Here is a 26776-nt window from a genome sequence, read left to right as displayed (position 1 = left end):
ATTCGGCATGAAGCCACTTGTCGGCGTGGCATGAATCGGCTTACAGACAGCGCGGCGAGGGATAGTTCCGTCCGCCGCCACCCTTGATATTCGTGCGCATGTCTTTCGAACCTATCGCCATCGTCGGGATTGGCTGCCGTTTCCCGGGCAGCTCCGACACCCCCGAGGCCTACTGGAAGATGCTCTGTGACGGCAAGGACACGGTTTCAGTCCTGCCCAAGGAGCGGTTCAACAAGGATACGTTCTACCACCCGAAAATGGGCGTCGAGGGCAAGACCTATTCAAAGTGGGGAGCCCTGGTGGATCATTTCGATGGATTTGACGCGTCGTTTTTCGGCGTTTCGCCACGCGAGGCGGACTTCATCGACCCGCAGCAGCGAATGCTGCTCGAGACCTCCTGGCGCGCCCTGGAAGACGGCCGCGAGGTGTTCGACTTCAAGAAGGGCCGCCAAGTCGGCGTCTTCACCGGGGTTTCGACCTTCGATTACCACCTGATGCAGTCGGGGCTCGACACCTCGAGCAAGACCGACATCTACATGGCGACCGGCTCGGTTCACAGCATCGCGGCGAACCGGATTTCCTACGTTTTCAATTTCAAGGGTCCGAGCGTGGCGGTGGACACCGCCTGTTCCTCGGCCCTGGTCGCCGTGCACCTCGCTTGCGAGAGCCTGCACCGGGGGGATTGTGAAATGGCGCTGGCCGGCGGGGTGAACTCGATTCTCGGACCGGTGCCCTACCTGGCATTCTGCCGGATGGCGATGCTTTCGCCGACCGGTCGCTGCCGGGCGTTCGACTCGCGGGCCGACGGGTTCGTCCGTGGCGAGGGTGCGGGCATGGTGCTGCTCAAACCGCTGTCGCAGGCGATCAAGGACGGCACCCGGATCTACGCGACGATCGCCGCCACCACCTCGAACCAGGACGGTCGCACCAATGGCATCACCGTGCCCAGCCCGGCGTCGCAGGAGGCCCTGACCCGGGCAGCCATGGAGCGCGCGGGCATCGAGCCCTCGAAGATCGCCTACATGGAGGCGCATGGAACCGGCACGCCCATCGGCGACCCGATCGAGGCCCACGCCCTCGGCATGGCGCTTGGTGTCGGACGCCGCAGCGACAATCCCTGTCCGGTGGGCTCGGTGAAGGGGAACATCGGTCACCTCGAGGCCGGCGCGGGTGCCGCCGGGATCATCAAGGCGGCGCTGTCGCTCCATCACCGTCAGATTCCCCCGAGCCTGCACTTCAAGACGGTCAACCCGAACATCGACCTCGAGAAGCTCAAGCTGCGGGTGGTGACCGAGATGGAGGAGCTGCCCGATGGTGCTTCCCAGCCGTACGTCGGGGTCAACTCATTCGGTTTCGGAGGGGCCAATGCCCACGCAATCCTGCAGGGGGTGCCGGTGCCGCAGCGGCGCTTCCGCCCGACGGCAGCGCCGAAGACGGATCGTTCCAAGGCATCCGGGTACGCCCTGGCGATGTCCGGGGGCACGTCCGAGGCGATCCGCGACATCGCGGGCCAGTTCCGTGACCATCTGTCGGCCAAGCCGGCTCCGAATGTCGCCGAGGTCTGCCTCGATGCCGCGACCCGGCGGGTCCAGTTCATGCACCGCGCGGTGGCGGTCGGCCGGACCCGCGCCGAGCTTGTCGAGCAGCTTGGATTGCTGGCCGCTGGCGAGGCGGCACCCGGCGTGGTCGAGGGCACGCCGATGGACTTCGAGCACCCCGGCCCGGTCTTCGTTTTCTCGGGCCAGGGTCCGCAGTGGTATGCGATGGGTCGCGACCTGCTCAAGCACGAGCCGGTCTTCCGTGAGGTCATCGAGCGTTGCGACGCGACGATGCGCCGGTGGGGCGACTGGTCGCTGATCGAGGAACTTTCCAAGTCGGAGTCGAAGTCCCGGATCAACGAGACGGCAATCGCCCAACCGGCGATCTTCGCCATCCAGGCGGGACTGGCGGCGCTCTGGAAATCGTGGGGCGTGATGCCGGCGGCGACTGTCGGCCACAGCGTCGGCGAGGTGGCGGCGGCACTCACCGCGGGCGTGCTGACGCTGGAGGAGGCCTGCCGGGTCATCTTCTGGCGTGGCGCCTGCATGGACGCGGCGGACGATCAGCACGGACGCATGCTGGCGGCCTCGCTCACCGAGGAGGAGGCCGAGGAATTGCTCGCGGGATACAAGGGACGGGTCGGTCTCGCGGCGATCAACGGGCCGAAGTCGGTGACCCTGTCCGGCGATGCCGCCCCCCTCGAGGAAATTGCTGTCGAGCTTTCCGCCCGGCAGGTGTTCAACCGCTTCCTCAAGGTCGGCTACGCGTTCCACAGCCATCACATGAACGGGGCGCGGCAGCCGCTGCTGGAGAAGCTCGGGATGCTGAAACTCCGCAAGCCTTCGATTCCCGTTTACTCGACGGTCTCCGGCGGTCCGGCCGGTCCGAAGACCTTCGATGCCGGATACTGGTGGCACAACGTCCGCAAGCCGGTGCGTTTTGCCGGAGCGATCGGCGGCTTGATCGAGGAGGGCTACCGCCTGTTCCTCGAGATCGCGCCGCACCCGGTGCTTTCCGCATCGATTTCCGAGTGCTTCGAGCACAAGGAAAGCCACGGCACGGTGGTGCACTCACTCAAGCGCCGGACCGACGAACGCCTGACGATGCTCGCGGCGGCCGGTCGTCTCCACATCCTGGGCCAGGCCATCGATTGGGGGGCGCTCTACCCGGTGGCCTGCGGGAAACAGGATTTCCCCATCATGCCCTTCCGGCGGGTCCACCACTGGCATGAGCCGCCCCGCTACCGCCAGATCCGGGTCGAGGACGTGCCGCACCCGCTGCTGGCCGACCGTCTCGGTTCCGCGGCACCGACCTGGAGCACCCGGTTGGATCTGGAGGTCTACGATTTCCTGCGGGACCACGTGATCCAGGACCACCCCGTCTTTCCGGCCGCGGGCTATCTCGAGTCGGCCACCGCCGCCGCCCACGAGATGCATGGCGATGTGCCCGTGAGGGTCGAGAATGTCGACTTCGTCAAGGCGCTGTTCCTGCCGGAAAATGCGGGCGAGTCGACGGAAATGCAGTTTCGGCACCAGCCGGCGACCGCTTCCTTTGAGATCCACAGCCGGTCCGATGAATCGTCGGACGACTGGACGCTCCACGTGAAGGGCAACTTCCGCCCCGACACGATGCCGGAGCCGTCGCGAAGGTTCGACCCGCAGACGATGATCGAGCGGGCGAACCGCGAGATTCCGGGCTACGTCATCTATCGTACTTGTGACTTCGTCGGGCTTCGCTACGGGCCCACCTTCCGGGGGATCTCCAATCTCTACCACAGCGAGCACGAGTCGCTGGCGGTGATCGACATCCCACCCGCGGTCGAGCGCTCGGCGAAGAAGTTCCATCTGGTGCCGGCATTGCTCGACTGCTGCTTCCAGGCGATGCCGTCCTCGGCGCCGAGTGATTTTGCGCTGATCCGCGAGACCGGATTCATGCCGGTGTATTGCGACTCCTTCCGGATTTTCCGTCCATCGGAGGGTCGTCGGTTTTATTGCCGCATCCGCATCGTCCACTGCGGTGGCAAGACGCTGAGGGGCGACATGGATCTCCAGGACGAGCAGGGGCGCCTGGTCGCCGAGATCAAGGGGCTGGAAAGCCAGGCGGTGGTCCGGACCAAGGAGTTCCGCGCCACCAGCGCCGAGGAGTGTCTTTACGAGAACGGCTGGATCGAGGCGCCGCTCGAGGCGGTGCAGGACGGCCCGGTGGAACTGCCGGCACCCGAATGGCCGAAGCCGGAGGCGCCGGTGACCCGGCGGCTTCGTGGACTGAACCGGGCCCTGGATCGGATCGCCCTGTCGCATCTCGCGGAATTGTCGATGCCCGCGGGCATCAGCCAGTCGGCCCGCCGGCGTCTCGAGGATCTGATCAGCGGAGCGAACCTGCCGAAGTCGCCCTCTCGATCCGGCGAAGCCTTTCGCAAGCTGCTCGCGTCGTATCCCGACGCCTACCCCGAGGCGTTCTTCGTCGAGCGGATCGGCTCCGACCTGCCGGCCGTCCTGCGCGGGCGCCGCAAGGTCGGCGAGGTCCTGATGCCGACCGGCTCGATTTCGCTCGAGGAACATTTCTCGCAGGATTCGCCGACGGTCCGCCATGAGCACCTGGCACTGCGCGACGCGCTCCGGGCATCGCTGGACGCCATTCCCGACCACACTCCGCTCGAGGTTCTCGTGCTGGGCGGGGGGAGCGGGGGTGCCGTCTCGGAATTGCTGGCGTGCTTCGATCCCGAATGCACGAAAGTCGTCTTTGCCGAGCCCGACGAAAAGCGGGCGGTGATGGCCGAGCAGAAGTTCTTCGATCATCATTTTGTCGAGTATGCCTCCAGCGGGCTGACCCAGGGAAAGGCTGCCGGCGTGTTCGATCCGCAGCGCTACGATCTGGCGATCGTGCTCGGGCGGGAAGCCGAGGCCGCGCGCACGGAGAAGGGTTCCAGACGTCTCCTGCGGGCGATGAAGTCGCGTGGGCTGTGCCTGGTCGAGGGCACGGTGAGTCCTCCTCTGTGGGCGGAGCTGGCCTTCGGTTTCGGTCAGGAGTCCGCGGAGCGTTTCCTGCCGGCGCGGTCGGAATCGGTGGAGGACCTGACCGGGACGCTCGAGTCGCTCGGCTTCGAGTCGGTCGAAGCGCATCGTTTCGGCCCTTCGGGACGCGTCTTTGCGGCCGCCCGCGTTGCTGCGAAGCGGGCGCTGCGGGAGAAGGGGGCATTCGATCTGAATGTCCTGCGCCACCGTCCCTCGATGGTGCGGGTCGTCTTCACCGACGAGGGTGGGGCGCTGGCCCCGGTGGTGGAGGAGCTTTCCGGCGACCTGAAGGATCTCGTCATCTGCGTGTATCGGGGTCAGCGGTTCGCGAAGAAGGGTGTCGGGGCCTATGAGATCCGGCCGGGGAATCTGCAGGACGCCTCGCGTCTTTTCCGCGAGCTGGACCGGCGTTTTTCGCTGAGCAGGCTCGATCTGATCTTTGGCTGGAGCCTCGATCTGCCGGCGGCGGAGGATTTGTCCGCCGAGGCGCTGGTGGCGGCCCAGGAATTGACGACGGCCCCCTTGCTGGCCATCGCCCGTGCCCTGCCGGCGACCCGTGACGAGCTGCCGAAGGGGATGATGCTCCTCACCCGGTGTGCCCAGGCCTTGAAGGTGGGAGACAAGACCCTCAATCCCGCCGGTGCCACCGTGATCGGTCTGGGGCGGACGATGATTTCGGAAAACTCACGGATCAAGGTGCGCCTGGTGGACCTGCCCCCGGCCGGCGACCGGCGGGAGGTCAGCGACCTGCTGGCGGAGATCCGTTCTGACTCCAAGGAGGAGGAAGTGGCGCTGCGGTCGACCGGAAGGCGTGCCCTGCGCTTCCTGCCCAAGGATCTGGTCAAGAGATCTTCGGCCTCGAGTCGTCGCGGCTACCGGCTGGACGTGCTTTCGCCCGGCATGCTGGATTCGATGACCTTCGTCGAGGCGGCGCGCCGCACCCCGAAGGAGGGACAGGTCGAGATCTCGATCAAGGCGGCGGCCTTGAATTTCCGTGATGTCATGAAGGCACTCGGCATCTACCCGTCGGACAGCGACATCGACATGCTGATCGGCGACGAGTGCGCCGGAGTGATCGAGCGGGTCGGCCCCGGTGTGAAGGACTGGAAGGTCGGGGACCGGGTGATCTCGCTCGGAGCCGGTTGTTTCGGCTCGCACCTCACGGTTCCGGCGCCGTTGCTGCTGCCGGTTCCGGACGGGATGACCTTCGAGGAGGCCTGCACCCTGCCGGTCGCCTTCATGACCTCGGTCTATTCCCTGGTGGAAATGGCCAAGATCCGGGAAGGGGAGACCGTGCTGGTCCAGGCGGGCAGTGGAGGGGTCGGGATGGCGGCCATCCAGCTGGCCCGCTCGCTGGGTGCCAGGGTGATCGCCACCGCGGGCAATCCGGAAAAGCGCGAGTTCCTCCGCCGCTTCGGGGTCGAGCATGTCTTCGACTCCCGTTCACTTGCCTTTGCCGACCAGGTTCGCGAGGTGACGGATGGCCGGGGCGTCGATGTGGTGCTCAACTCCCTGGCCGGGGCGGCGATCGAGAAGGGGCTGTCCTGCCTCGCGCCGTACGGCCGCTTCGTCGAGATCGGCAAGCGCGACATTTACGGAAACACCCCGGTCGGATTGCGCCCGTTCCGCCACAATCTGACGATGTCGGTCGTCGACCTCGGCCAGGCGATGAACGACGGCGGCGAGCGCCTGCAGACGCTTCTGGGGGAAGTCTCGGAGCATTTCACGAGTGGCAAGCTCAAGCCGCTGCCCCACCGGGTGTTCCCGATGGCGCGGGCGAAGGATGCCTTCCGCTGCATGGCCCAGGCCCGGCACATCGGCAAGATCGTGCTCAGCGCCGAGGGTTCGTCGATCGTGCCGCGGCCCGAGGCCGCCCATCCAACGCGCCTTTTCCGCGGCAACGTGGCCTACGTGGTCACCGGGGGGCTGACCGGATTCGGGCGCGAAGCGGCGATGTGGATGATCGCCCGCGGCGCACGCCACGTGTATCTCGTGAGCCGCAGCGGGCGTGCCGATGACGAGCTCATGCAGATCGCCAGGGAGGCGAAGGTGAAGGGCGCGTACATTCACTTTGATGCGGTGGACGTGACTTCACGCAAGGACGTCGATCGCCTGGTCGCGAAGATCAAGCGGAGCGGCATGCCGCTGGGCGGCATCGTCCATTCGGCGATGGTTCTCGACGACAAGACCATGAGCCGGATGAAGCCGGAGCAGATGGAGCGTGTCCTCGCACCCAAGGTCCAGGGCACCTGGAACCTGCACGAGGCCACCCTCGGCGAGGATCTTCATTGCTTCATCATGTTCTCGTCGGTCAGCTCGGCACTGGGCAACGCCGGACAGGGCAACTACTCGGCGGCCAATGCGTTCCTCGATGCCATGGCCCATTACCGCAAGGGACTCGGACTTCCGGCCCTGACCGTGAACTGGGGACAGCTCGGCGAGGTCGGCGTGGCGGCGGCCGACGAGAAGCTGCGCGAGAAGCTGACGCGCCAGGGCATCATCCCGCTGCCTCCGGCCCGCGGACTCGAGTTGCTCGAGCGATTGATGGGGAATGGTCACGTCCACACCGGAGTCATTCCGATCGATTGGAAGGCCTTCCGTGCGACCCATCCGCAGCTGGAGAAATCGTCCCGCTATGAAGAGGTCTTCCGCCATGCCGGGGATGATGGCGCCGACACCGGGGCGCGTTCGGCCCGGGAGATCCTGATGGATGCCGCCCCGGGAGCACGGCGCGCCCTGCTGACGTCCATGCTCAAGGAAGAGGTGGCCAAGGTCTTGCGCTCGTCGCCTTCGAAGATCCGCGAGGATCGCCCGCTCACGCAGTTGGGGCTGGACTCGCTGATGACCTTCGAGTTGCTGATGCGCCTTGAGAGCCTGTTCGAGATTTCGGTGCCGCCGACGAAGATGAAGGAGGGCACGACCCTCGCCGATGTCTCGATGCACCTGCTCGAAACCATTTCCGGCGGGCAGGTCGAGACCGGGAGCTCCGGGCGCGCCGCCTCGGGGGCGGCGACGACCAAGGAGGGCGACACCGGGCTGGTACTTCCGGATCGGTGCCTGATCGACCTCAAGAAGTCCGGCACCCGCGAGCCCGTGTTCATGATCCACCCGGCCGGAGGACTGGTGGCCCTCTATGACGGCATCGCCGCGCGCCTGCCGGAAGATCGGCCGGTCGTCGCCCTGCAGTCCCGGGTCTTTTTCACGGAAGGGGGCGAGTTCGATGCCTTCGAAGCCATGGCGGCGGGCTATGCCGATGCCATCGCGCTGCGCCAGCCGAGGGGCGATCTTCACCTGTTCGGCTTCTCCTTCGGAGCACTGCTGGCCCATGCCATCGCCCGCATCATGGAAGAGCGGGGGAGAACGGTCGCCTGGCTCGGAATGGTCGACCCGCTCGAGGCCGTCGCGACGGTTCCCGAGGACCGCGCCGAGGAAGTCTACCGCTGGCACATCGACGACATCCTGGTGCTGCTCGGCGAACTCTACGGCGACGAGGTGTTGGTGGATACCACCATCCGCGATGACCTTCAGGATCTTGTCGCGGATCTCGCGGGGGCATCGGCCAAGGCCCGCGAGTCGCGTATCCGGCGCTGGCTGAAGTCACGGCCGAAACTGGCCGAGGTTGTCGATCCCCGGGTCATCGAATTCGCCCTTTCGGTTCACCTGCATCACGCCTTGCTGGCCCACTCGGCCACCCTGGCACCGGTGAAGGCACCGGTCAGCGTCTGGCGCGGCAGCCACGAATGGGCGGCGGCGGTCGACGGTAAACCGCTGACCCACGGCGAGCTCCGCGAGACCGTCAGGGATCTGGGGCACTTCGAGTTCTTCGGCCCCGACCACCTGCTGACGCTGGCCGACGAGGTCTCCGCGGCACTCGTTCAGTCGAGTTCGTAACTCAGACCCGGTTCGGGAATGATGGGCTCGGTCTGGGGCAACTCCTCGCGCAGGCGATCCTGGAACCATCGGCTGGCCTCGGGGTCGCCGTGGACCAGGAACGTACGTTTGGGCCGGACCTTTTTCGCGTAGGCCAGCAGGTCATCGCGGGTGGCGTGGCCGCTGAAATCGAAAACGTCCGTCTGCGCCCGCAAGGGGGCCGATGGGTGTGCCGGATCGAGCACGATCTTGTCGCCGTGGGCCGCTGCGCGAATGTGGCCGGCGGGCGAGTCCGGATCGGCATAGCCGACAAAAAGCAGCGCATTCTTCGGGTTCTCCAGGAAACCGGCACGGGCGAAGGCATTGGAGACCGTTTTCTCGGTCATCATGCCGCTCGACAGGCAGTAGATCGTGCCCGCCCGGGGAATGATGGGCGCACGGTTGCGGCGGCGGCTGCCGGCCTGGATTTCCATGTCGGAAAGGATGCGGAAGTCGTCATCGGTCCGCCGGGTGAGGCCGCCCGCATACTTGTCGTAGATGATCGTCATCTTGGTCGAGAGCCCGCCGATGACGACCGGAGCCCTGGCCGGGATCATGCCCTTGCGCTTGAAGCGGTGGATCATCGTCAGGACCTCCTGGGTCTTTCCCACGGCGAAGACCGGGATGAGCACCGAGCCGCCGCGATGGAGGGTTCGCTCGATGGTCTCCGCGAAGCGCGCCTCCTCGGCGTCGCGGGTGTAGGCGGGGTCGCGCGGGCTGGCACCGCGGGTCGTCTCGATGACCAGCGTATCGACCGGCTCGTCGGGAAAGATGGCGCCCTTGATCAGGGTGGATGACTCGAAGTTCACGTCGCCGGTGTAAAACAGGGACTTGCCCCCCGTTTTCAGGGTCACGCCCACCGAGCCAAGGACGTGGCCGGCATCGTGGAAGGTCGCGCGGACGTCGCCGTCGGCATCGAGATCGAAGGGGCGCTCGATGGCGCGGGTTTCGATCGCGGCTTCGATCTCGTCGAGTTCGCGGTGGTGGAAGAGCGGGTAGTCGGTGATGCCGAGTTCGGTCCTCTTCGACTGCATCACGTTCACCGAGTTGTGGAGCATGGCAAAGCCGAGTTCGGCCGCGGCCTGGGAAAAGAACACCCGCGCCTGGGGTTGGTCGCGAAGCAGCACGGGCAGCGTGCCGATGTGGTCGAGATGGGAATGGGTGATCACCGCCGCATCGACCGAGCCCTCCTCCAGCAACTCGAAATGGGGGATGGCCTCCTGTCCCTCGTGTTTCGGATGCATTCCGGCATCGAGAACGATGCGGACTTCTCCGGTGTCGAGGAGGTAGGAGTTCGAGCCGATTTCGGCGTGGCGGCAGAGGCTGCGGAAAAGCACGGCGTCGGACCTTGGTCGGGCCGGAGCTTTTGTCGATGGCGGATTTTGGATGGATGAAGTCCCGCACGGCCCTCGATGGGCTGGACAGCCGGGACCGGGTCGGATTGCCTTGGGACATGAAAATCGACAGCCATCACCACCTGTGGGCCATCAACGACACCGACTATCCCTGGATCGACGAGGAGAAGTCGGTCATCCGCCGGGATTTCCTCGCCGGGGATGCCGCGCGGAACTTCAAGAGCTCGGGGATCGGTGGCAGCGTCGTCGTTCAGGCGCGGCAGATTGTCGAGGAAACCGAGTGGTTGCTGGGGCTCGCGGAGGCGAACGACTGGATGCGTGGCGTGGTCGGCTGGGTGCCGCTGCTCGAGGATGCCGGCGAGCCGTTCCTCGAGCGCTTCGCCCCGCATCCGAAGCTGTGCGGCGTGCGGCACGTGGTGCACGACGAGCCGGACGACGACTTCATCCTGCGCGAGGATTTCAACGAGGGCATCCGGCGGCTCATGAACTACGGGCTGGTTTACGACATCCTGATCTTCGAGAAGCATCTGCCGCAGACGATCGAGTTCGTCGATCGCCACCCGGAGCAGATCTTCGTGGTCGATCATATCGCCAAGCCGGTGGTCCGGCGCGACGCGTTCGACGAGGCGTGGGCAAAGAACACCCGCGAACTCGCCCGCCGTGAGAATGTCAGCTGCAAGGTCTCCGGCATGGTGACCGAGGTCCGCGATGCGGAGTGGGATGTGGATTTGCTGCGGCCCTACTTCGAGACGGTGCTGGAGGCCTTCGGCGCCGGTCGCCTGATGTTCGGCTCCGACTGGCCGGTGTGTCTGCTGCGCTCCGAGTACGGGCAGTGGGTCGAGTGCGTGACCGAGCTGGTCGCCGGACTCAGTGAGGAAGAAAAGGCGGCCATTTGGGGTGGCAACGCGGTGCGGATCTACGGCTTCTGATCGAGGGAATACGGACCGTGGCCCCGCGTCCCATACGCTCGGGGCACCGGACGGAAGTCCGCCTTTCCCCCTGTCTCAGCCTTTTCGCGGGAGCTCCAGCTTGACGGTCTCGCCGGCCGACAGCTCGACCTTGCGGGGCTCCTGACCCGGCAGGATCAGATCGATGGTCTGTGCTTCCTTCGAGGTCATCGCGACCTCCACCTTGCCGGGCGTCCAGTGGAGCCGGTTGATTTCGATCGCACCGCGGCAGAGCACGCCTTCCAGAGTGCCCGTCTTCCACTCCTTCGGAAGGGCGGGCAGCAACTTGACCTCCCCGACGTCGGAACCGACCAGCATCTGGATGATCAGGGCGGGTTGGCCACCGCTGATGTCCATGTTGAACAGGTGGCGGTGGTTATGCATCGACGCCAGGTTGTTGAGCCAGAAGCGGTTCACCAGGTGGCGCAGACAGAGCAGCGAGAGTTCGCCGTCGCCGAGGGTCGAGACGACCTGACCGAGCTGGACCAGGCCGAAGGACATGAACCCGCGGTCCTCCGGGTCCTTCCAGTGCTCGGCCAGCTTGAACTCCACGCTCTTGCGGAAACCTTCGACCAGTTTCGGGTCCTGCTCGATCTCCTCGGGCATGACGTAGTAGAGAGGATAAAGCTGGGAGGAATGGCGGTGCTTGTCGTTGTTGCCGAGCTTGGGCGTCAGCCACTCCTTGATGATGCCGTCCTCATTGAGCATGTAGGGGGGCATCTTGGCGAGCATGCCTTTCCACTTCGGGATCTTGTCGGCGTTGATGTCCAGGGTGCGGGAGGCCGCGATCAGGTTGTGCAGGACTTCCTTGGCAACGGCGACGTCCATGGTCGCGTTGAAGGTGGCCTGTGAGTCGCTGCCCTCGGGCCAGTTCTCGGGCGACTGGGTCGGTGAGAAGACGAACTGGCCGTTTTCGTCCTCGTAAAGGTAGTCCTCGAAGAACAGCGCGCATTGCTCGAGGTAGGGCACGGCGTGCTTGGCGAGGAACTCCTCGTCACCGGTGAAGAGGTAGTAGTCGTAGAAGAAGCGGGCGGCTTTTCCGGCACCGGCGACCCACATGCCGCCGGCGAAGTTCTCCGAGTAGGCGTTGTTGTAGCCGTTGGTGCTGGTGCGCGACGGCAGGACGATCCCGCGGGCGCCGAAGAGATGCTTGGCATTGAGCTGGAGATCGGGAATCAGCGACTCGATGTAGCTGGTGTAGGCCGGGGTCAGCTCCGGCATGTTGCCCGGCAGGTTGGCCGCGATGGCGGAGGGCACGTTGCCGTTGTGAGTGAAGTCGCTGGCCCAGTTGGGCACGTAGGTGCCGCCCCAGATGCCCTGCAGGTTCGGTGGCAGTTTTCCGGTGGAGGAGATGATGTTGTGGCGGCCGGCATCAAATTCCTTCTCAAGAAGGGCCATGTTGATGTCCTCCCAGGTGGAGATCTCGAGCAGTTCCTCGGTGCTCTTCTTGTGGTCCTCCGCGCTGCCGCCGAGGTCGAGCCTGACCCGGTTGAAGAGTTCGCCGTGGAGTTTGGCCTGGCTGGAGAGCAGCTTGTCGTAGTCGGCCTCGACCTTGTCCAGCTTGGCGGCAAGTTCGTCGAAAAGGTCGCTGCCCTTTTCGCGGGGCAGGGCGATGTCGACGAGCAGCAGGACCTCGTCGGCATTCTCGACCACCAGCGAGCCGTCGTCCTTGGCAGTGGCCTTGCCGCCCTTGGTGATGACGCGGGCGTGGCCGTTGACGGCGGTGATGCTGCCCTCGTAGGCCTTGAGGCACTGCATGCTGTAGGACAGGGAGTCCGAGGTGGAGCGGCTCTCGATGTCGCCGAAGTGCTCCTTGAAGGAGTCGCTGGATTTCTTGGCGATGTCGGTGTCCTTGTTGAACTCGTCGCTGGTCTTGCGCGGGACGAGCTTGAGGGTGGCGTTGAGCGAGCCGGGCTTTTCAGCCTGCAAGCGGACCACGGCGATCCGGTCTTTCCGTGAGCAGAACAGGCCGCGCTCGAAGGTGCCGAGATCGTTGGTCCACTTGATGCGGGCCTCGCTGGTCGAGAAGTCCACCGTGCGGGCATAGTCCCGGGCCTCACCGCCCGGTTGGGTGATCTGCAGGTCGAAGGCCGGCACGAAGTAGTCCGGGTACATGAAGCCATCCTGGCCGGAGTACTTCGCCTGCAGGGCCTCGGCCTCCTTGTATTTGCCTTCGGCAATGAGACTCCGGATTTCCGGCAGGTGCATGGACTGATCGGGCGGGACGACCGGATCGCCCATCGGCATGAACAGTTCCTCGTGGGTGAAGATGATCCGCTCGTCGTTGGGATGGCTGAAGGCGAGCATGCCGAGGGTGCCGTTGCCGCAGATCAGGCCTTCCTCCCAGTTGGCGGCGGGCCTGCTGCTGAGAAAGCCCCGGTCCGGCACGGGAAGCGACGAGGAAAGGGCGGGACTCATGGAAATGGAGAAGAGAGCGAGAATTCGGGCGATGTGCAGGGTGGTCTTCATGACGGAAGGATTCCGGGGGGGCTGGTGAAATTCAACTTTGACTCCTTGATGTTGCTACGTTCGAGGGCCCCGTCAAGCTGTGGCTTTCATGGGAAAGCCTCCGCCGAATTTGCTCAGATGGTGTCGTTCAACGAATCGTAGGGCACCGGGTGGTCATCCTCGTCGTCGTGTGCCGAAGGCAGGTTTTCCGCGGTGCGGGCGATGCGCGACTCGGCCTGGTCGATGCCCTCGAGCGACGCGAGGTGGAACAGACCGTCTCCCTCGTCGGCGGCCGCGTCGTTGGTGCGCCCGATGAGCAGCCCGGGCCTGCTGGCGAGCACCGGGGTGTCGCCGGTGCCGTGGGGATCGGCGACGAAACCGAGCTGGGTGCCGGCTTCGACCGCCCTTCCGAGGGAAACCAGCGGAGTGAAGATGCCGCCGGCCGGCGCCCGCTCCCAGAACGAGCGCGAGCACACCAGCGGGAGCCGGCGGATGGGTGACTTGCCGCGCAGCATCTGGAGCTGGCGCAGGACCGACAGCACGCCCTGGACACCGAAGCGGATGGCCGGCGTGTCGAGGCGCAGCGCCTCGCCGGCCTCGTAGAGCAGGCAGGTCTTTCCGAGCGCGCGGCAGGCATGACGGAAGGTGCCCTCCCTGGGCTCCCCGGCGAGGATCACGGGTGGCGCGAAGACGCGGGCCAGCTCCAGTTCGGCGGAGCGACCGGGGCTGATCCGGAGCTGGGGAAGGTTGGGGCGGTTGACGGCTCCGGTGTGGAGGTCGATCACCACATCCGCCCGCTTCACCACCTCGTCGATGAGGACCTTGGCGAGTCGCGAGCCGAGCGAGCCGGTCGGGCTGCCGGGAAAGAGGCGGTTGAGGTCGCGGCGGTCCGGCATGTAGCGGGAACGCGTGACGAAGCCCGGACGGTTGACGATGGGGATGGCGAGCAGGGTGCCGGCCAGCCGCTTCAGGCGGCGCTCCCGGAGCAGGCGGCGGACGATTTCCGTGCCATTGGTCTCGTCGCCGTGGATCGCGGCGGTGACCAGGGTCACCGGGCCGGGTCGGCGCCCGTGGAGCACATGGACCGCCAGCCGTAGCGATTCCGAGGTCAGATAGGTGCCGACGTCGAGCTGGACGCGCTCACGGGTGCCGGGCGCGACCGAGACGTCACCAAGTTGAAAGGGTTCGGCCCTGGGGCTCTTTGCCATGGGCGAGATTGAAGATCGATCGGCTGAACATGAAACCCTAAAGATGCCCGGGCGGCGTTTGCTCTTCCTTGCTCGGCCCGCTCGGTCGGGCACCCGATCACGGATGAAGAAATCCGGGTCAGCCCTTGCCGCGGGTGCGCGTGGTGCCGGCCTGGGCCCGCTTTTCGATGAACTCGATGATCTTGCCGGCCACATCCTTGCCGGTCGCGTGTTCGATGCCTTCCAACCCCGGCGAGGAATTGACTTCCATGACCACCGGGCCGTGGTTGGAGCGCAGCAGGTCGACTCCGGCGACGTTCAGACCCATGACGCGGGCCGCGCGGACCGCCGTCGAGCGTTCTTCGGGGGTGATCTTGACCACCGTCGACGAGCCGCCGCGGTGGAGGTTGGAGCGGAACTCGCCCTCGGCCCCCTGACGCTTCATCGCGGCCACCACCTTGTCGCCGACCACGAAGCAGCGGATGTCCGATCCGCCGGCTTCGGCGATGAATTCCTGGGCGAGGATGTTGGCTTCGAGTCCGCGGAATGCCTCGATCACCGACTCGGCGGCCTTCTGGGTTTCCGCCAGCACGACGCCGACCCCCTGGGTGCCTTCGAGCAGCTTGATGACGATGGGCGCGCCGCCGCACAGCTTGATCAGGTGGCCGGTGGCCTTGGTGTCGTGCGCGAAGGCGGTCACCGGGAGTCCGATGCCCTTTCGTGCGAGGAGTTGCAGCGAGCGCAGCTTGTCGCGGGAACGGGAAATGGCGACCGACTCGTTGAGCGGGTAGGTTCCCATCATTTCGAACTGCCGGACCACGGCGGTGCCGTAAAAGGTGTGACTCGCGCCGATCCGCGGAATGATGGCGTCCACCGCCGAGATCTCCTCGTCCCCGAGGTAGATCCGCGGACGCATGGTGGTGATGTTCATGTGGCACCGGAGATAGTCGATGCGCCGGATGTCGTGGCCGCGTTCCTTGCCCGCCTCGAGCAGCCGGCGGGTCGAGTAGAGTTTGGCGTTGCGGGAAAGGACGGCGATGTTCATGGGAAAGCAGCTGGGCCCGGGATGTTCTCTCGCCGGGGAACGACGGCTAGGCCTGCGGGTCGGGCGCGTCAAGGGAAACCCCGGTGCCGGCCTGATGCACCGTGACCTGGGTGAATGGAATCACCCAGCCGTGTTCGTTGCAGACATCCACGCAGACCTTCTGAAGGAGTCGTCCGATGGCCTTGAAACGGTGGGCGACCTCTCCCGTGAAGTCCGCAAGGATCGCATAGTCGAGGGAGGAGGAACCCGCCGCCTCGAACTCGACGTTGAGATTCTGAACGGCCTCATGGCCGAATGCTTCAAGCAGGGTGGCTTCCAATCGTGCGGCGAGAACCCCCGGAACTTCCAGGGTGCTGATGGCCTGATGTCCGTAGTCGATGCCGAAGGTCGAGCTGACGCGGAAGCCGGTGGACAGGTTCTCCGGCGAGAGGGAGAGAAATTCGGACGTGGGATAGGTCTTGCGGCTGCCGCCAAGTCTCAGAACCGTGACCCTCTCGGGGGTCTGCTGGACGACCTTTCCGTAGGTCTCGTCGCCGAGGATGACCCAGTCGTTCTCCTTGGTGGGGAACCACGGCTCCTTGCGGTGGCAGGGCCGGGAGTGCAGCCCGTTGACGGTCCGGATCGGAAGCCGGAGAACGGCGCCTCCCAGGAGGGGGTTGGTGAAGCGGCAGTAGATGCCGAGCCTGTCGACCCGCCACGGGACGCCGTCGTAGACCAGTCGTTCGCCTTCCCGCACCGGTCCGAGATTGAGCATGGTGCGGACCTGATCGATGTAGGGCACGAGCGAGTTCCGCGAGGCGATGAGGAGCCCGGCGATGAGGATGGCCGTGACGGTGAGCAGCAACCAGTCGCCCCGGAGATAGAAGACGATCAGGGCGGCCCCGATGCCGGCAACGACCGCGGCGATCACCGCCACCAGGTCGACCAACCGCGCCGTCAGCCGTGTTTCGCCCTTGCGGTGAAAGGGGCTCATCCGCTTGAGCAAGCGGTAAAGACGGCGCACGAGGATCGAGGAGACGATGAATGCCCCGATGGCCATCAGCAGGTTCAGACCGCGGCTTTTCCAGAAGCGGGAGATGGCGTTGGAAATCGATTCGAGCACGGAGGGGGCCTGCCGGTCGCGCTCGGCAAGCTTGGCCTCGATCACGGCGATCCGGCCTGCCGCCTCGTCAAGGCGTTCCTGCCACAGGGACCGGGTGCTCTTGATTTGCCCGACGATCGCCTCGTCAAGATCCTCGCGCTTCAGCAACTCATCGAGTCGCCGGACGGCGGAGTCGGCCAGGTCACGACGGCTGGTCGCGGTGGCAAGGCCGTCGCGGAGTTCCTCCATCTCGCGGGGTGCCGAAGTGGCGTCGCGCAGTTCTTCCAAGACCGGCTTGAGGATCTCCTGGAACTCCTGGTTGAAGCTCGTGCTGCCGGTCTGGTCCTCGAAATAGGCATCTTCATCCACGCCTGATGCGATCGTCCGGAAGTTGTTCCGAAGTTCGTCCATGCGCTGACGAACCGAGGCGATCTCCGCCTCGATCTTTTCCCGCTCGACGTCACTGGCGGTGTCTTCCAGGCGCTGGCGAAGGTCATCCAGCGTGGCCTGCTCCCTCTTGAGCAGGGGAATGGTGGACTGCAGCGCTTCGAGCGTCTTGTCCGGCGGCGAGGTGGCCTCTTCCTGGCCCCGGAGCAGAGCCAAGGGCGCCAGCAGCGCGAGCAGAAGCGTGAAAAACAGACCTGGGGTTCTCCGGCGCATCATCGGTTCCAACACTATGACGCTCGATCCACGAGTCTGTCTAGCAGACTTCTCCGGCACCTTGCCGGCGTTCGATCCGCATGGTTCAGATGGCCTGGATGACGTCCTCCCGCGGGAAGCGCGCCTTGGGGCGGGCCGCGTGATGGTCGTCCTCCGTCCGGTAGCCCACCGCACAGGCGACGCAGGTCGCGTAGCCACTGCCGGTGAGGGCCAGGATGTTGTCGTAGCTCGCAGGGTCGAGACCTTCCAGGGGGCAGGTGTCGATCCCGAGCACGGCCGCCGAGGTCATGAACTGCCCGAGCGCAAGGTAGGTCTGCCGGACGTTCCATGAGTGGCGCTCCTCCACCGTCATGTTGTTGGCAAACCCGTCGATGACTTTGCGGAGTCCCTCGAAGGTGGCGGGGTCCTGTCCCTGGACCTCGGCCAGCCGGTCGAGCCAGCGGGCGGTGTCTTCGGGGGTGAGGTCGTCCCGCGAGGTGAAGACCACCAGCTTGTCGGCATCGGTGACCTGCGACTGGCCCCAGGAGACCTTCCGGAGTTCGGCGCGCAGCGCCGGGTCCTCGACCACGACGAAGCGCCAGGGCTGGAGTCCGAACGAGGAGGGAGCGAGAACCAGAGAGTCGAGCAGCGCCTCCCAGGTCTCGGCGGGGATCGTCTTGGCGGGGTCGAAGGCCTTGGTCGCGTAGCGGAAGTTGAGGGCGGAAAGGAGTTTGGATGGATCCATGCGCAGCGTGCTTTCCCGGTAGTCTGGCGGGGAGTCCGGGTGGCGCAAGTGTCAACCCGGGCCGGCCTTTCGCAGGGGTGCGGGAATCAGCGGGCCGGGAGCGGAGGGAGCCGTGGGGGACCTACTGCGCGTCGAGCGATAGCGGCAGCGAGGCCGAGGGGAAGTCCTTCAGCGAGATGGCGAGGACGACGCCGTACTCGTTCTCGATCCGGTTGTCCCGGGTGGTGAAGCCGAGTGATCCCACCCAGTGGTTGAAGTCGCGGTTGATCGTGTACTGCTGGAGTTCGAGCGTGCCGTCGTCGAGTTCCCAGACGTGGGTGGCGCCGATGCCCCACTTGTCGTTGAGGCGCAGGTATCCCCGCAGGTCGAGGCGCGTGGAATCGAGCAGGATGGGGTGGTTGTTGAGATACTGGGCACCGATCGAGAATTCGAGATTCTCGTTGGGCATGAAACGGAGGCGGGCGATCGCCTCCGAGAAGCCGGAGCCGTCACTGATGACCGGGATCTGTGTTTCGAGCTGCACGGAGAGCCAGGGCAGCGGGTTCCAGAGAAGATCGTTGTAGAGGTTCGAAAACGACCGGGAGAGTTCGGGATCCTCGAAGAAGGTGTCGATGTAGGTATCGAGGTAAAGCCACTCGAAGCTCTGCCCATCGCGACGGGTGATGAGCCGGTTGCGCATCCCCATGCGGAGGATCGACCAGTCGCGTAGCGAGTCGATGGCGGTGAAGCGGTTGGGGGCGAGGGTCCGCGGCCGCGTGGAGAAATACTCCCGGTCGATGGCGGGAAACAGCGGGTCGAGGTCGTCGGTGCTGAGGAACGAGTAGCGCAGGTAGGGCTGGAACACGTGCATCAGGCCGTCGATGCCCCAGTCCCGATCGCGGTAATCCCCGAGATCCCGGGTGAACTTCACCGAAGCCTCGGCTCCGGCGTAGAGGTGGGTGCGGTTGAGCGAGGAGGCCGGACCGTTGACCGACATGTATCGGCTGTAGCCCAGCCCTGCCTCCGGGGTGAAGTTGAGCCATCCGCCGAGCTTCATCGGCAGCGAGACCTCCTGGTAGGTGTGGAAGCGGGTGTATCCCGGGTCGTAGAGCTGGGCATTCAGCGACGGGATGGCCGGGCTGCCGGGAGGCAGGCTGCGGATGAGTTGGAGAATCTGCCGTTCATAGGGAGGCAGCTGGCTGAAAAGGACCGGGATTCGCGGATTGCCCGGTGGCAGGGCGTTGATCGCCTGGATGATCGAGTTCGTCGGTCCTCCGATCTTTTCATTCAGAAAGCCGAAGGTCGTCTGGCCCTCGTGGAGGATGGAGGTGCCGAAAATGGGCCGCCGCGATTGCTCGAAGGAAAGCTCGAGCCGCGAGTCGGAACGGTAGAAATCGTTGGGACGGACGCGGGCGACGACGCCCAGCAGCGACTGGTCGCCATGCCGGAAAAGGCCGAAGGTGTTGTCCGGCGCAGGATCGATCCGGAACTCGCGCGGATCGAAGTCTTCGAGGTAGTAGTTGTCGCTCAGTGCCGTGATGTTGCTGTCGAAACGCCAGCGCTCGCCTCCTTCCATCGGCAGGGGCACCCGGTAGCGGAGCTGCGCCTTCCAGCGGTCCTCGTTGACGGTCGGCCGGGGCAGCCCGGTGCGGCTGATCGTCGGATCGAGGTCATTCGCATAGTAGAGCGAAAGTCCGGTGAGGGCCTCGTTGTCCTCGACACGGCGGTCGAGGAGGTCGAGGCCCCCCGCGACGCCCCGTCTCGAGCGGAGGTCGAATCGCCAGCGGGACAGGAGCCAAGCGTCGTCTGCGGCGACCCCGTCGCCCTGGCCGAGCATGATCCCGTAGCTGTTCAGGAGGTAGACGCCCCAGTTGGTGCGGGCGCCGGGAATGAAGTGATAGCCGAGGTCGCCATCCAGCGGCTGTGCCAGGTAGGGCAGCCAGAAGATCGGGGTGTCGCCGGCATAGAGTTTCAGGTTCTTGAAGGTGACCCGGTCTTCCGGATAGACGGTGGTCTCGTCGGCGCGCACCCAGAAGCCGGGATCCTCGACGTCGTGGGTGGTGATGCCGGCATCGCGGCCGACGAAGACCTGCTTGCCGTTCCGCTCCTCGACGGTGAAACCGTCCGCCTCGAGCAGCAGCGGGTCGACGCCGGTCCGGAGATTCGAGGCGTCGATCTTCTGCTCCTCCATCAGGTAGACGACCCGCTGACCTCTCTGAAGGGTCTGGCCCTGATAGATGCTGACGTTTCCGGTGAGCGTCACCGTCTTCGCCGCGTCATCGAGCACGCCGCGGTCGGCGAAGACCTCGACGCCGGTTTCGGTCCGCAGCTTCACGTTGCCTTCGACCTCAAGCCGCTTGTCCTTGCCGAGGTAGCGCCCGCGGTTGGCCTGGAGCTCCATGCCGGTATCGGTGGTCGCACTGACCGCGCCGCGCGAGGTGAGCGTCTGTGTCTCCTTCTTGTAATCGGCCCCGCCCGAGAAGCTCAGGGATACGGACTCCGGTTCGGCCGGCGCGAGTTCTTCGGCGTCGATGAGGTCGGCCTCGGTTGGCAGGGGGACGGGCTCGACCGGGGCGATGGGTGCGGGCTCCTGGGCGAACAGCGGAAGGAGAAGAATCAGGGAGACCGGGACGAACCTCATCGGGACTGGATCTCAGGGATTGGCGGCGGCCAAGTAAAGTTGGAAAGCGATTGCACTGCAACCGTGCCGGTTGATGCTTCGGCATGGACAAGCCACGGCGGACGGTTGGAATCGTGGGAGCTTCGGGTTTCATCGGGGGCGAAGTGGCCTCGGCCGCCTCCGCGTCGGGCTGGCGGGTGGTCGGCTTCAGTCGCCGCGAGCGCCGTGCGGGAGGGGCCGTCGACGAGTGGCGTCGCTGGCAGGATGTGCCGGATCTTTCCGGGCTGGACGCCGTGGTGAACCTGGCCGGCGAACCGGTCGACCAACGCTGGACGGCGGCGGTGCGGGAGCGGCTGCGCGAGAGCCGGGTGGGGGTCACGCGGGCCCTCCTCCGGGGGATGGAAGGGCATCGCCCGGCTGTCCTGGTGAATGGATCCGCGGTGGGAATCTACGGTGACCGGGGAGAGGAGCCCTTGAACGAGAAGGCGGAACCCGGGGAGGGGTTTCTCGCCGAACTCTGCCGCGAGTGGGAAGCGGCGGCGGACGAGGCTCCGGAAGGGGTGCGGGTGGCGAAGATCCGGACCGGCATCGTCCTCGGATCCGGTGGTGCGGCCTGGGGAAAGATGCGCAAGGTCTTCAAGCTCGGTCTGGGAGGCCGGTTTGGCGACGGGCGGCAGTGGATGCCGTGGATCCACGAGGCGGATCTGGCCGGCGGGATCGTGCATGTGCTGGACTGTGGGGAACTGAGTGGTGCGGTGAACGGTGCCGCCCCCGAGTCCGAGAGGAATGCGGACTTCACCCGCAAGCTCGCGGCAAGGCTGAAGCGGCCGGCGTTCTTCCATGCTCCCGAGTGGGCTCTGAGGGTCGGTCTGGGCGAATTTTCCGGCGCCCTGCTGGCAAGCCAGCGGGTGATGCCCGAGGCCTTGCTCCAGAGCGGTTACCGCTTCCGCTTCCCGAGGCTCGAGGATGCGCTAGAAGAGCTGCTTTGAACGGAATTGCACTTGTCGCCGGGGAGGTGGCGGGCTTGGGTTTGGCACTCCGATGGCAACACCCCAGAACAAGATCGCCCTGGTCTTCGATTACGACCAGACGCTGAGTCCCCGCTACATGCAGGACGACGTGGTGTTTCCCGAGTTCGGGATCGACCCCGGGCAGTTCTGGAGCAAGTGCAACTCGTTGGTCGCCGACTCGCAGTGGGATGGCGAGCTGGCCTACCTCAAGTGCCTGCTCGACTACCTCGAGATGGACCGCGTCACCAACGAGCGGCTGCGGGAACTCGGCAAGGGCCTGCGCTTTTTCCCTGGGGTTCCCGAGATCTTCGACGACCTCTCGGGCACGATCCTTTCCCCGGACCACGAGGCGGCCGGCATCGAAATCGAGTTCTACATCATCTCCTCGGGCCTGAAGGAACTGCTCGAGGGATCGCGGCTCCGCAACAAGGTGAAGGCGATCTTCGGCTGCGAGTTCGGCGTCGACGATGCCGGGAACATCTCGTTCCCGAAGCGGGCGATCTCGCACACCACCAAGACGCAGTTCCTTTTCCGCATCAACAAGGGGATGCTGGAGTATTCGCAGGACGTGAACGACCACATGCCGCCGGAGCTGCGGCCGGTTCCCTTCGAGAACATGGTCTATGTCGGCGACGGCCCGACCGACGTGCCCTGCTTCACGGTCATTTCACGGAATGGCGGGCACGGCATCGCGGTCTACAATCCGGATGACGAGAGCGGGCGCAGCTTCCGCAAGTGCTTCCAGCTCTGTGCCCACGCCAACCGGGTGAAGCACATCGCCCCGGCCGACTACCGGCAGGGAAGCCACCTGTGGTTGCTGCTCAGCGAAATGGTCCGCGAGATCGCCGACCGCATCCTGCGCAATCGTCGCGAAGAGACGGATCGCGGCACGGTTTCGGCTCCGACCTTCTGATTCATGCCAGAGAAGAAGCACTTCCATTTCGTCGGGGTCTGCGGAACGGCCATGGGCTCGGTGGCCGCGGCCATGATGCGCAAGGGATTCACCGTCACCGGCTCCGACGCCAACGTGTATCCGCCGATGTCCGACTTCCTTCGCGACGAGGGGGTCGAAGTGGTCGAGGGCTACCGTGGCTCCAACATCCCGGAGGGTGCCGATGCGATCGTGATCGGCAATGCGATCAGCCGTGGCAACGACGAGGCCGAGGAGGCGCTCGACCGCCGCCTGCTCTACGTCTCGCTGCCCGAGGTGATGAAGGAGTATTTCCTGCGGGGAAAACGCAACCTGGTGGTCGCCGGAACCCACGGCAAGACGACGACCAGCTCGCTGCTGGCCTGGCTGCTGCTGTCGGCGGGGCGGGATCCCGGCTGGATGATCGGCGGGCTGCCCCGCAACCTCGGACGCGGTGCCCATTTCCCCGACTCGGAGTTCAACGTTCTGGAGGGCGACGAGTACGACACCGCCTTTTTCGACAAGCGCTCCAAGTTCCTCCACTACCTGCCGGAGGTCGCGGTGATCAACAACATCGAGTTCGACCACGCCGATATCTACGACAACCTCGACCAGATCAAGCTGAGCTTCGAGCGCCTGCTGCGGGTGGTGCCCCGGAACGGACTGGCGGTGGTCAATGGCGACGACCCGAACTGCCTCGATGTCGCCGGAGGTGCGCCGTGTCCGGTCACCAAGGTCGGCTTCGGATCGAATTGCGACGTCCGCATCGAGTCGGTGGAATACACCCCGGGGGGCAGCGCGTTCGATCTGGGAGCGACGAGATTCTCGGTGGCCATGCCCGGGGAGTTCAATGTCCGCAATGCGGCGATGGCGGCCACGGCCGCGCGGCACGCCGGACTCTCGGACGAGGAGATCCGGGAGGGTCTGGCGTCGTTCCAGGGCATCGCCCGGCGCCAGGAGCTCCGCGGCGTGGCCGGCGGTGTGAAGGTGATCGACGACTTCGCGCACCACCCGACGGCGATCCGCCAGGCGGTCGAGGCGCTGCGTCAGCAGCACCCGGAGGGCCGCCTGTGGGTGCTCTTCGAGCCGCGCTCCAACACCACCAAGCGGAAGATCTTTCAGAACGAACTGGCCGAGTGTCTGGCCGGAGCGGATGTGGCGGTCATCGCGGCCCTGCCCGATCCTGAAAAGGTGCCGCCGGAGGACCGGCTCGATCCGGCCGCGGTGGCGGCGAATGTGCCGGGCGGCAAGGGCAGGTACATTCCCGGAGTCGAGGCGATTGTCGAGGCGGTGGCCGCCGAAACGGTGGCCGGGGACGTGGTGGCGGTGCTCAGCAACGGGGGCTTCGGCGGCATCCACCAACTCCTGCTCGAGGCCCTCGCCGATTGAGGCGGGATTCCCGCGGGAGCGTCAGCCTCCCGAGAGCCGGTGGTTGAGTTGGATCGAGCGCCGCAGCGCCTCCATCACGTCGACCATGGACGACCAGTCCCGGGTGGCGTCGCGGCACACCGGATTGGTCTTGATCGTGCGGCTCACGTGCCGGCCGATTTCGCCGTAGAGCTGCTGCATCTCGGTCTCCATCAGGCCGATCTCCGCCTTGAATGACGAGATTTTCTGGTTCGCCTCGCCAATCATCTGGAATGCCTCGGCGGCGTCCGTCCGGTGCCTGGTGCGTTCCTCGTCGAGCTTGGTGTCGAGCTTGTCGATCTTCGCGTTCTGCCGCGCGATTTCTCCGGCGATCTCGGTCCGTTCGGCCTTCAGGGCATCGAACTGGCCGCGCAGTTCGGTCATTCGCTTGCGGGAGGCTTCCTCGGTTGCCGGATCGTCGCGCTTCTCGGCCCGCAGGACCTCGAGCTTGGTCTTGATGCCGTCGTAAAGCCGCCGGATGTCGCGGGCTCGGCGCACGATGTCGTCGCGCTTCCTCGCCAGTTGGTCCAGCTCCGCGAGGATGCGGGAGCGCTCCTCTTCGAGATCCTCGGTCATCTCCGATTTGGCTCCCAGCAGTTCCGCCCGCTGCTCGTGGGCTTGCGTGAGCAGGTCCTCGGCCTCGTGAAGCTTCTCCTTCAGTTCGTCGCGCTTCACGTGCAACCGCCGCAGGTTCCAGTACTCGATGCCGAGTTCCTCGACCGATTCCACCCGCTCCCAGATTCGTTCGCCGAGCAGCTGTTCGGCCTCGCGGAGCAGGTGGGTTTCACTCGCCGCTTCGGCGCGCCGCCGCTGCTTCCGGCTGATGCCGAAAGCCAGCGCGACGCGGGCGATGAAATACTGTGCGGTGGTCATGAAAGATCGTCTCAGCGACCGAGAATCCTCTTCAGATTGTCGATAACTGTCGGATCTTCAAGCGTTGTTGTGTTCCCGGTGACATTTCCGGTGGCGACCAGCTCCTTGAGCAGGCGGCGCATGATCTTGCCGGAGCGGGTCTTCGGCAGGGCGGGGGTGAAGTGCAGGTCATCCGGCTTGGCGATGGCCCCGATGAGCTTGCCGACATGATTCCGCAGCTCCTTGAGCAGCGCATCGTCGCCCGTCTTGCCTCCTTTGAGGCTGACGAAGGCGACCACGGCCTGGCCCTTGAGGTCATCGGGACGACCGATCACGGCCGCCTCGGCGACGGCCTCGTGGGCCACCAGCGCGCCCTCGATCTCGGCGGTGCCGAGACGGTGGCCGGAGACGTTCAGGACGTCGTCCATCCGCCCGGTGATCCAGAAATTGCCCTGCTTGTCGCGCCGGGCACCATCGCCGGCGGTGTAGAGCCCCTTGAAGTCGCCCCAGTAGGTTTTCTTGTAGCGCGGCTTGTCGTTGTAGATCGTCCGCAGCATCGACGGCCACGGCTTGCGCAGGACCAGCCGACCGGATTCGTCCGGTTTGCACTCCTCGCCGGTCTCGTCGACGATCGCCGCGTCGACCCCGAAGAAGGGCAGGGTGGCGGTGCCGGGAATGGTCGGCGTGCAGCCGGGAAGGGGTGAAATCAAAATCGAGCCGGTCTCGGTCTGCCACCAGGTGTCGACGATCGGGGCCTTGCCGCCGCCGATGTGTTCGCGGTACCAGAGCCAGACGTCGGGGTTGATCGGCTCGCCCACCGAGCCGAGCAGCCGGATGGAGGAAAGATCGTAGGGCTTGATGAATTCCTCCCCGGCACGGATGAAGGCGCGGATCGCCGTCGGTGCGGTGTAGAAGATGGTCACGCCGAGGTCCTCGCAGATCCGCCAGAAGCGGCTGAAGTCGGGCTGGTTCGGCGCCCCCTCGTACATCACCTGGGTCACCCCGTTGGCCATCGGGCCGTAGACGATGTAGGAGTGGCCGGTGATCCAGCCGACGTCCGCCGTGCACCAGTAGACGTCGTCATCCTTCATGTCGAAGATGTACTTGCAGGAGATGTAGGTCCCCATCAGGTAGCCGGCGGAGGTGTGGAGAATGCCCTTGGGTTTTCCGGTCGAGCCCGAGGTGTAGAGGATGAACAGCGGGTGCTCGCTATCGAAGGCCTTGGCCTTGTGGGTGCCGGGGACCTTGGCGCATTCCTCGTTCCACCACAGGTCGCGGCCGCGCTTCATGGTCACGTCCTGCCCGGTGCGCTTGGCGACGATCACCTTCTTCACCCCCTTGTACTTCTCGAGGGCGGCATCGACGTTGTCCTTGAGCGGCACCACCTTGCCGCGGCGCCAGCCGCCGTCGGCGGTGATCACCGTGGTCGCCCCCGAGTCCTCGAGGCGGTCGACGATCGCATCGACGGCGAAGCCGCCGAAGATGACCGAGTGCACCGCGCCGATCCGGGCGCAGGCGAGCATCGCGATGGCCGCTTCGGGAATCATCGGCATGTAGATGATCACGCGATCCTTCGACTTCACGCCGTTGGCCTCGAGCACGTTGGCGAACTTGCAGACCTCGCGCTTGAGTTGCGCGTAGGTGAGCACCGTGCGATCGCCGGGCTCGCCTTCGAAGATGATGGCAGCCTTGTTCTTGCGCGGGCCGTCGGCGTGGCGGTCGACGCAGTTTTCGCAGACGTTGATCTTGCCGCCGACGAACCACTCGGCGAAGGGCGCCTTCCAGTCGAGCACCTTGCTCCACTTCTTCTGCCAGGTGAGGTCCTTGGCCTCGCGGGCCCAGAACTTCGAGGGCGAGTCGATCGACTCCTTCCACATGCGCTTGTACTGCGCCATGCTGGAAATGCGGGTGGTCTTGGCGAACTTCTTGTCCGGTTTGAAGACCTGGGCTTCGGGTGACTTGCTCTTGCGTTTGGTGCTCATGGGTAGCGGGAGATTTCAGGCGAGAGCCTAGGGAGAATGGCACCGCGGCTTCGACCCAATTCTTGCGGCATTCGTTGCGAATCCTCCGCTTTATTTGCTTTCGACCG

14 protein-coding genes are annotated in these 26776 nt (G+C 65.4%); 5 read left to right on the top strand and 9 right to left on the bottom strand.

Translation table 11 applies throughout. The annotated features are described in order from the left end of the window. Positions 1 to 98: 98 nt before the first annotated feature. Positions 99 to 8444 carry an SDR family NAD(P)-dependent oxidoreductase gene (locus ACG2LG_RS07005; protein ID WP_396257584.1) on the top strand — a complete coding sequence of 2782 codons (8346 nt, stop codon included), beginning with the start codon at positions 99 to 101 and terminating at the stop codon, positions 8442 to 8444. Here ACG2LG_RS07005 and ACG2LG_RS07000 read toward each other — a convergent pair. Beyond that, positions 8429 to 9799: an MBL fold metallo-hydrolase gene (locus ACG2LG_RS07000; RefSeq protein ID WP_396257583.1), complete on the bottom strand. Its 1371-nt coding sequence runs from the start codon at positions 9797 to 9799 to the stop codon at positions 8429 to 8431. The two genes, ACG2LG_RS07005 and ACG2LG_RS07000, sit on opposite strands and share 16 nt — an antisense overlap. Positions 9800 to 9852: 53 nt before the next feature. Between ACG2LG_RS07000 and ACG2LG_RS06995 the strand changes: the two genes are divergently transcribed. Then, positions 9853 to 10746, top strand: a complete 894-nt coding sequence (locus tag ACG2LG_RS06995) for an amidohydrolase family protein (RefSeq protein ID WP_396257581.1) — start codon at positions 9853 to 9855, stop codon at positions 10744 to 10746. 75 nt (positions 10747 to 10821) lie between these two features. Here ACG2LG_RS06995 and ACG2LG_RS06990 read toward each other — a convergent pair whose 3' ends face one another. The 6 genes from ACG2LG_RS06990 to ACG2LG_RS06965 all read right to left on the bottom strand — a co-directional run bounded on the left by ACG2LG_RS06990 (position 10822) and on the right by ACG2LG_RS06965 (position 20529). After that, complete coding sequence (locus ACG2LG_RS06990) at positions 10822 to 13233, bottom strand: glycosyl hydrolase family 95 catalytic domain-containing protein (RefSeq protein WP_396257579.1); 2412 nt, start codon at positions 13231 to 13233, stop codon at positions 10822 to 10824. A 113-nt stretch (positions 13234 to 13346) separates the two neighbouring features. After that, entirely contained in the window at positions 13347 to 14420 is a 1074-nt protein-coding gene (locus tag ACG2LG_RS06985; RefSeq protein ID WP_396257577.1) for a succinylglutamate desuccinylase/aspartoacylase family protein, read from the bottom strand. A 118-nt stretch (positions 14421 to 14538) separates the two neighbouring features. Continuing rightward, a complete protein-coding gene (gene rimK, locus ACG2LG_RS06980; protein ID WP_396257575.1) occupies positions 14539 to 15444 on the bottom strand; it encodes a 30S ribosomal protein S6--L-glutamate ligase in 906 nt (301 codons plus the stop codon). Positions 15445 to 15490: 46 nt separating this feature from the next. Continuing rightward, complete coding sequence (locus ACG2LG_RS06975) at positions 15491 to 17188, bottom strand: hypothetical protein (RefSeq protein WP_396257573.1); 1698 nt, start codon at positions 17186 to 17188, stop codon at positions 15491 to 15493. A gap of 82 nt (positions 17189 to 17270) precedes the next feature. After that, a complete protein-coding gene (locus tag ACG2LG_RS06970) occupies positions 17271 to 17909 on the bottom strand; it encodes an NAD(P)H-dependent oxidoreductase (RefSeq protein ID WP_396257572.1) in 639 nt (212 codons plus the stop codon). A gap of 121 nt (positions 17910 to 18030) precedes the next feature. Continuing rightward, entirely contained in the window at positions 18031 to 20529 is a 2499-nt protein-coding gene (locus ACG2LG_RS06965; RefSeq protein WP_396257570.1) for an LPS-assembly protein LptD, read from the bottom strand. Between the two features lie 83 nt (positions 20530 to 20612). Between ACG2LG_RS06965 and ACG2LG_RS06960 the strand changes: the two genes are divergently transcribed. The 3 genes from ACG2LG_RS06960 to mpl are packed head-to-tail and all read left to right on the top strand — an operon-like array spanning position 20613 to position 23817. Further along, entirely contained in the window at positions 20613 to 21497 is an 885-nt protein-coding gene (locus ACG2LG_RS06960) for a TIGR01777 family oxidoreductase (RefSeq protein ID WP_396257568.1), read from the top strand. Positions 21498 to 21549: 52 nt separating this feature from the next. Continuing rightward, a complete protein-coding gene (locus tag ACG2LG_RS06955) occupies positions 21550 to 22431 on the top strand; it encodes a haloacid dehalogenase-like hydrolase (protein WP_396257566.1) in 882 nt (293 codons plus the stop codon). Positions 22432 to 22434: 3 nt separating this feature from the next. Further along, positions 22435 to 23817, top strand: a complete 1383-nt coding sequence (mpl, locus tag ACG2LG_RS06950; RefSeq protein WP_396257564.1) for a UDP-N-acetylmuramate:L-alanyl-gamma-D-glutamyl-meso-diaminopimelate ligase — start codon at positions 22435 to 22437, stop codon at positions 23815 to 23817. Positions 23818 to 23838: 21 nt separating this feature from the next. Here the strand turns inward: mpl and ACG2LG_RS06945 are convergent, their stop codons facing one another. Both ACG2LG_RS06945 and acs read right to left on the bottom strand, forming a co-directional pair. Then, a complete protein-coding gene (locus tag ACG2LG_RS06945) occupies positions 23839 to 24708 on the bottom strand; it encodes a hypothetical protein (RefSeq protein WP_396257563.1) in 870 nt (289 codons plus the stop codon). Positions 24709 to 24719: 11 nt separating this feature from the next. Further along, on the bottom strand, positions 24720 to 26669 hold the full coding sequence (gene acs / locus ACG2LG_RS06940) for an acetate--CoA ligase (RefSeq protein ID WP_396257561.1): 1950 nt from the start codon (positions 26667 to 26669) through the stop codon (positions 24720 to 24722). Positions 26670 to 26776: the final 107 nt, after the last annotated feature.

This window comes from Haloferula sp. A504 (assembly GCF_044385805.1).
Classification (GTDB): Bacteria; Verrucomicrobiota; Verrucomicrobiia; order Verrucomicrobiales; family Akkermansiaceae; genus Haloferula.
This window is presented reverse-complemented; position numbering and strand designations above follow the sequence as displayed.

Coding starts and splice junctions, on each gene's coding strand:
- ACG2LG_RS06995 (WP_396257581.1), top strand. CDS start 9,853: ATGAAGTCCCGCACGGCCCTCGATGGGCTGGACAGCCGGGACCGGGTC.
- ACG2LG_RS06985 (WP_396257577.1), bottom strand. CDS start 14,420: ATGGCAAAGAGCCCCAGGGCCGAACCCTTTCAACTTGGTGACGTCTCG.
- rimK (WP_396257575.1), bottom strand. CDS start 15,444: ATGAACATCGCCGTCCTTTCCCGCAACGCCAAACTCTACTCGACCCGC.
- ACG2LG_RS06955 (WP_396257566.1), top strand. CDS start 21,550: ATGGCAACACCCCAGAACAAGATCGCCCTGGTCTTCGATTACGACCAG.
- ACG2LG_RS06945 (WP_396257563.1), bottom strand. CDS start 24,708: ATGACCACCGCACAGTATTTCATCGCCCGCGTCGCGCTGGCTTTCGGC.
- ACG2LG_RS06975 (WP_396257573.1), bottom strand. CDS start 17,188: ATGATGCGCCGGAGAACCCCAGGTCTGTTTTTCACGCTTCTGCTCGCG.
- ACG2LG_RS06965 (WP_396257570.1), bottom strand. CDS start 20,529: ATGAGGTTCGTCCCGGTCTCCCTGATTCTTCTCCTTCCGCTGTTCGCC.
- acs (WP_396257561.1), bottom strand. CDS start 26,669: ATGAGCACCAAACGCAAGAGCAAGTCACCCGAAGCCCAGGTCTTCAAA.
- mpl (WP_396257564.1), top strand. CDS start 22,435: ATGCCAGAGAAGAAGCACTTCCATTTCGTCGGGGTCTGCGGAACGGCC.
- ACG2LG_RS07005 (WP_396257584.1), top strand. CDS start 99: ATGTCTTTCGAACCTATCGCCATCGTCGGGATTGGCTGCCGTTTCCCG.
- ACG2LG_RS06990 (WP_396257579.1), bottom strand. CDS start 13,233: ATGAAGACCACCCTGCACATCGCCCGAATTCTCGCTCTCTTCTCCATT.
- ACG2LG_RS06970 (WP_396257572.1), bottom strand. CDS start 17,909: ATGGATCCATCCAAACTCCTTTCCGCCCTCAACTTCCGCTACGCGACC.
- ACG2LG_RS06960 (WP_396257568.1), top strand. CDS start 20,613: ATGGACAAGCCACGGCGGACGGTTGGAATCGTGGGAGCTTCGGGTTTC.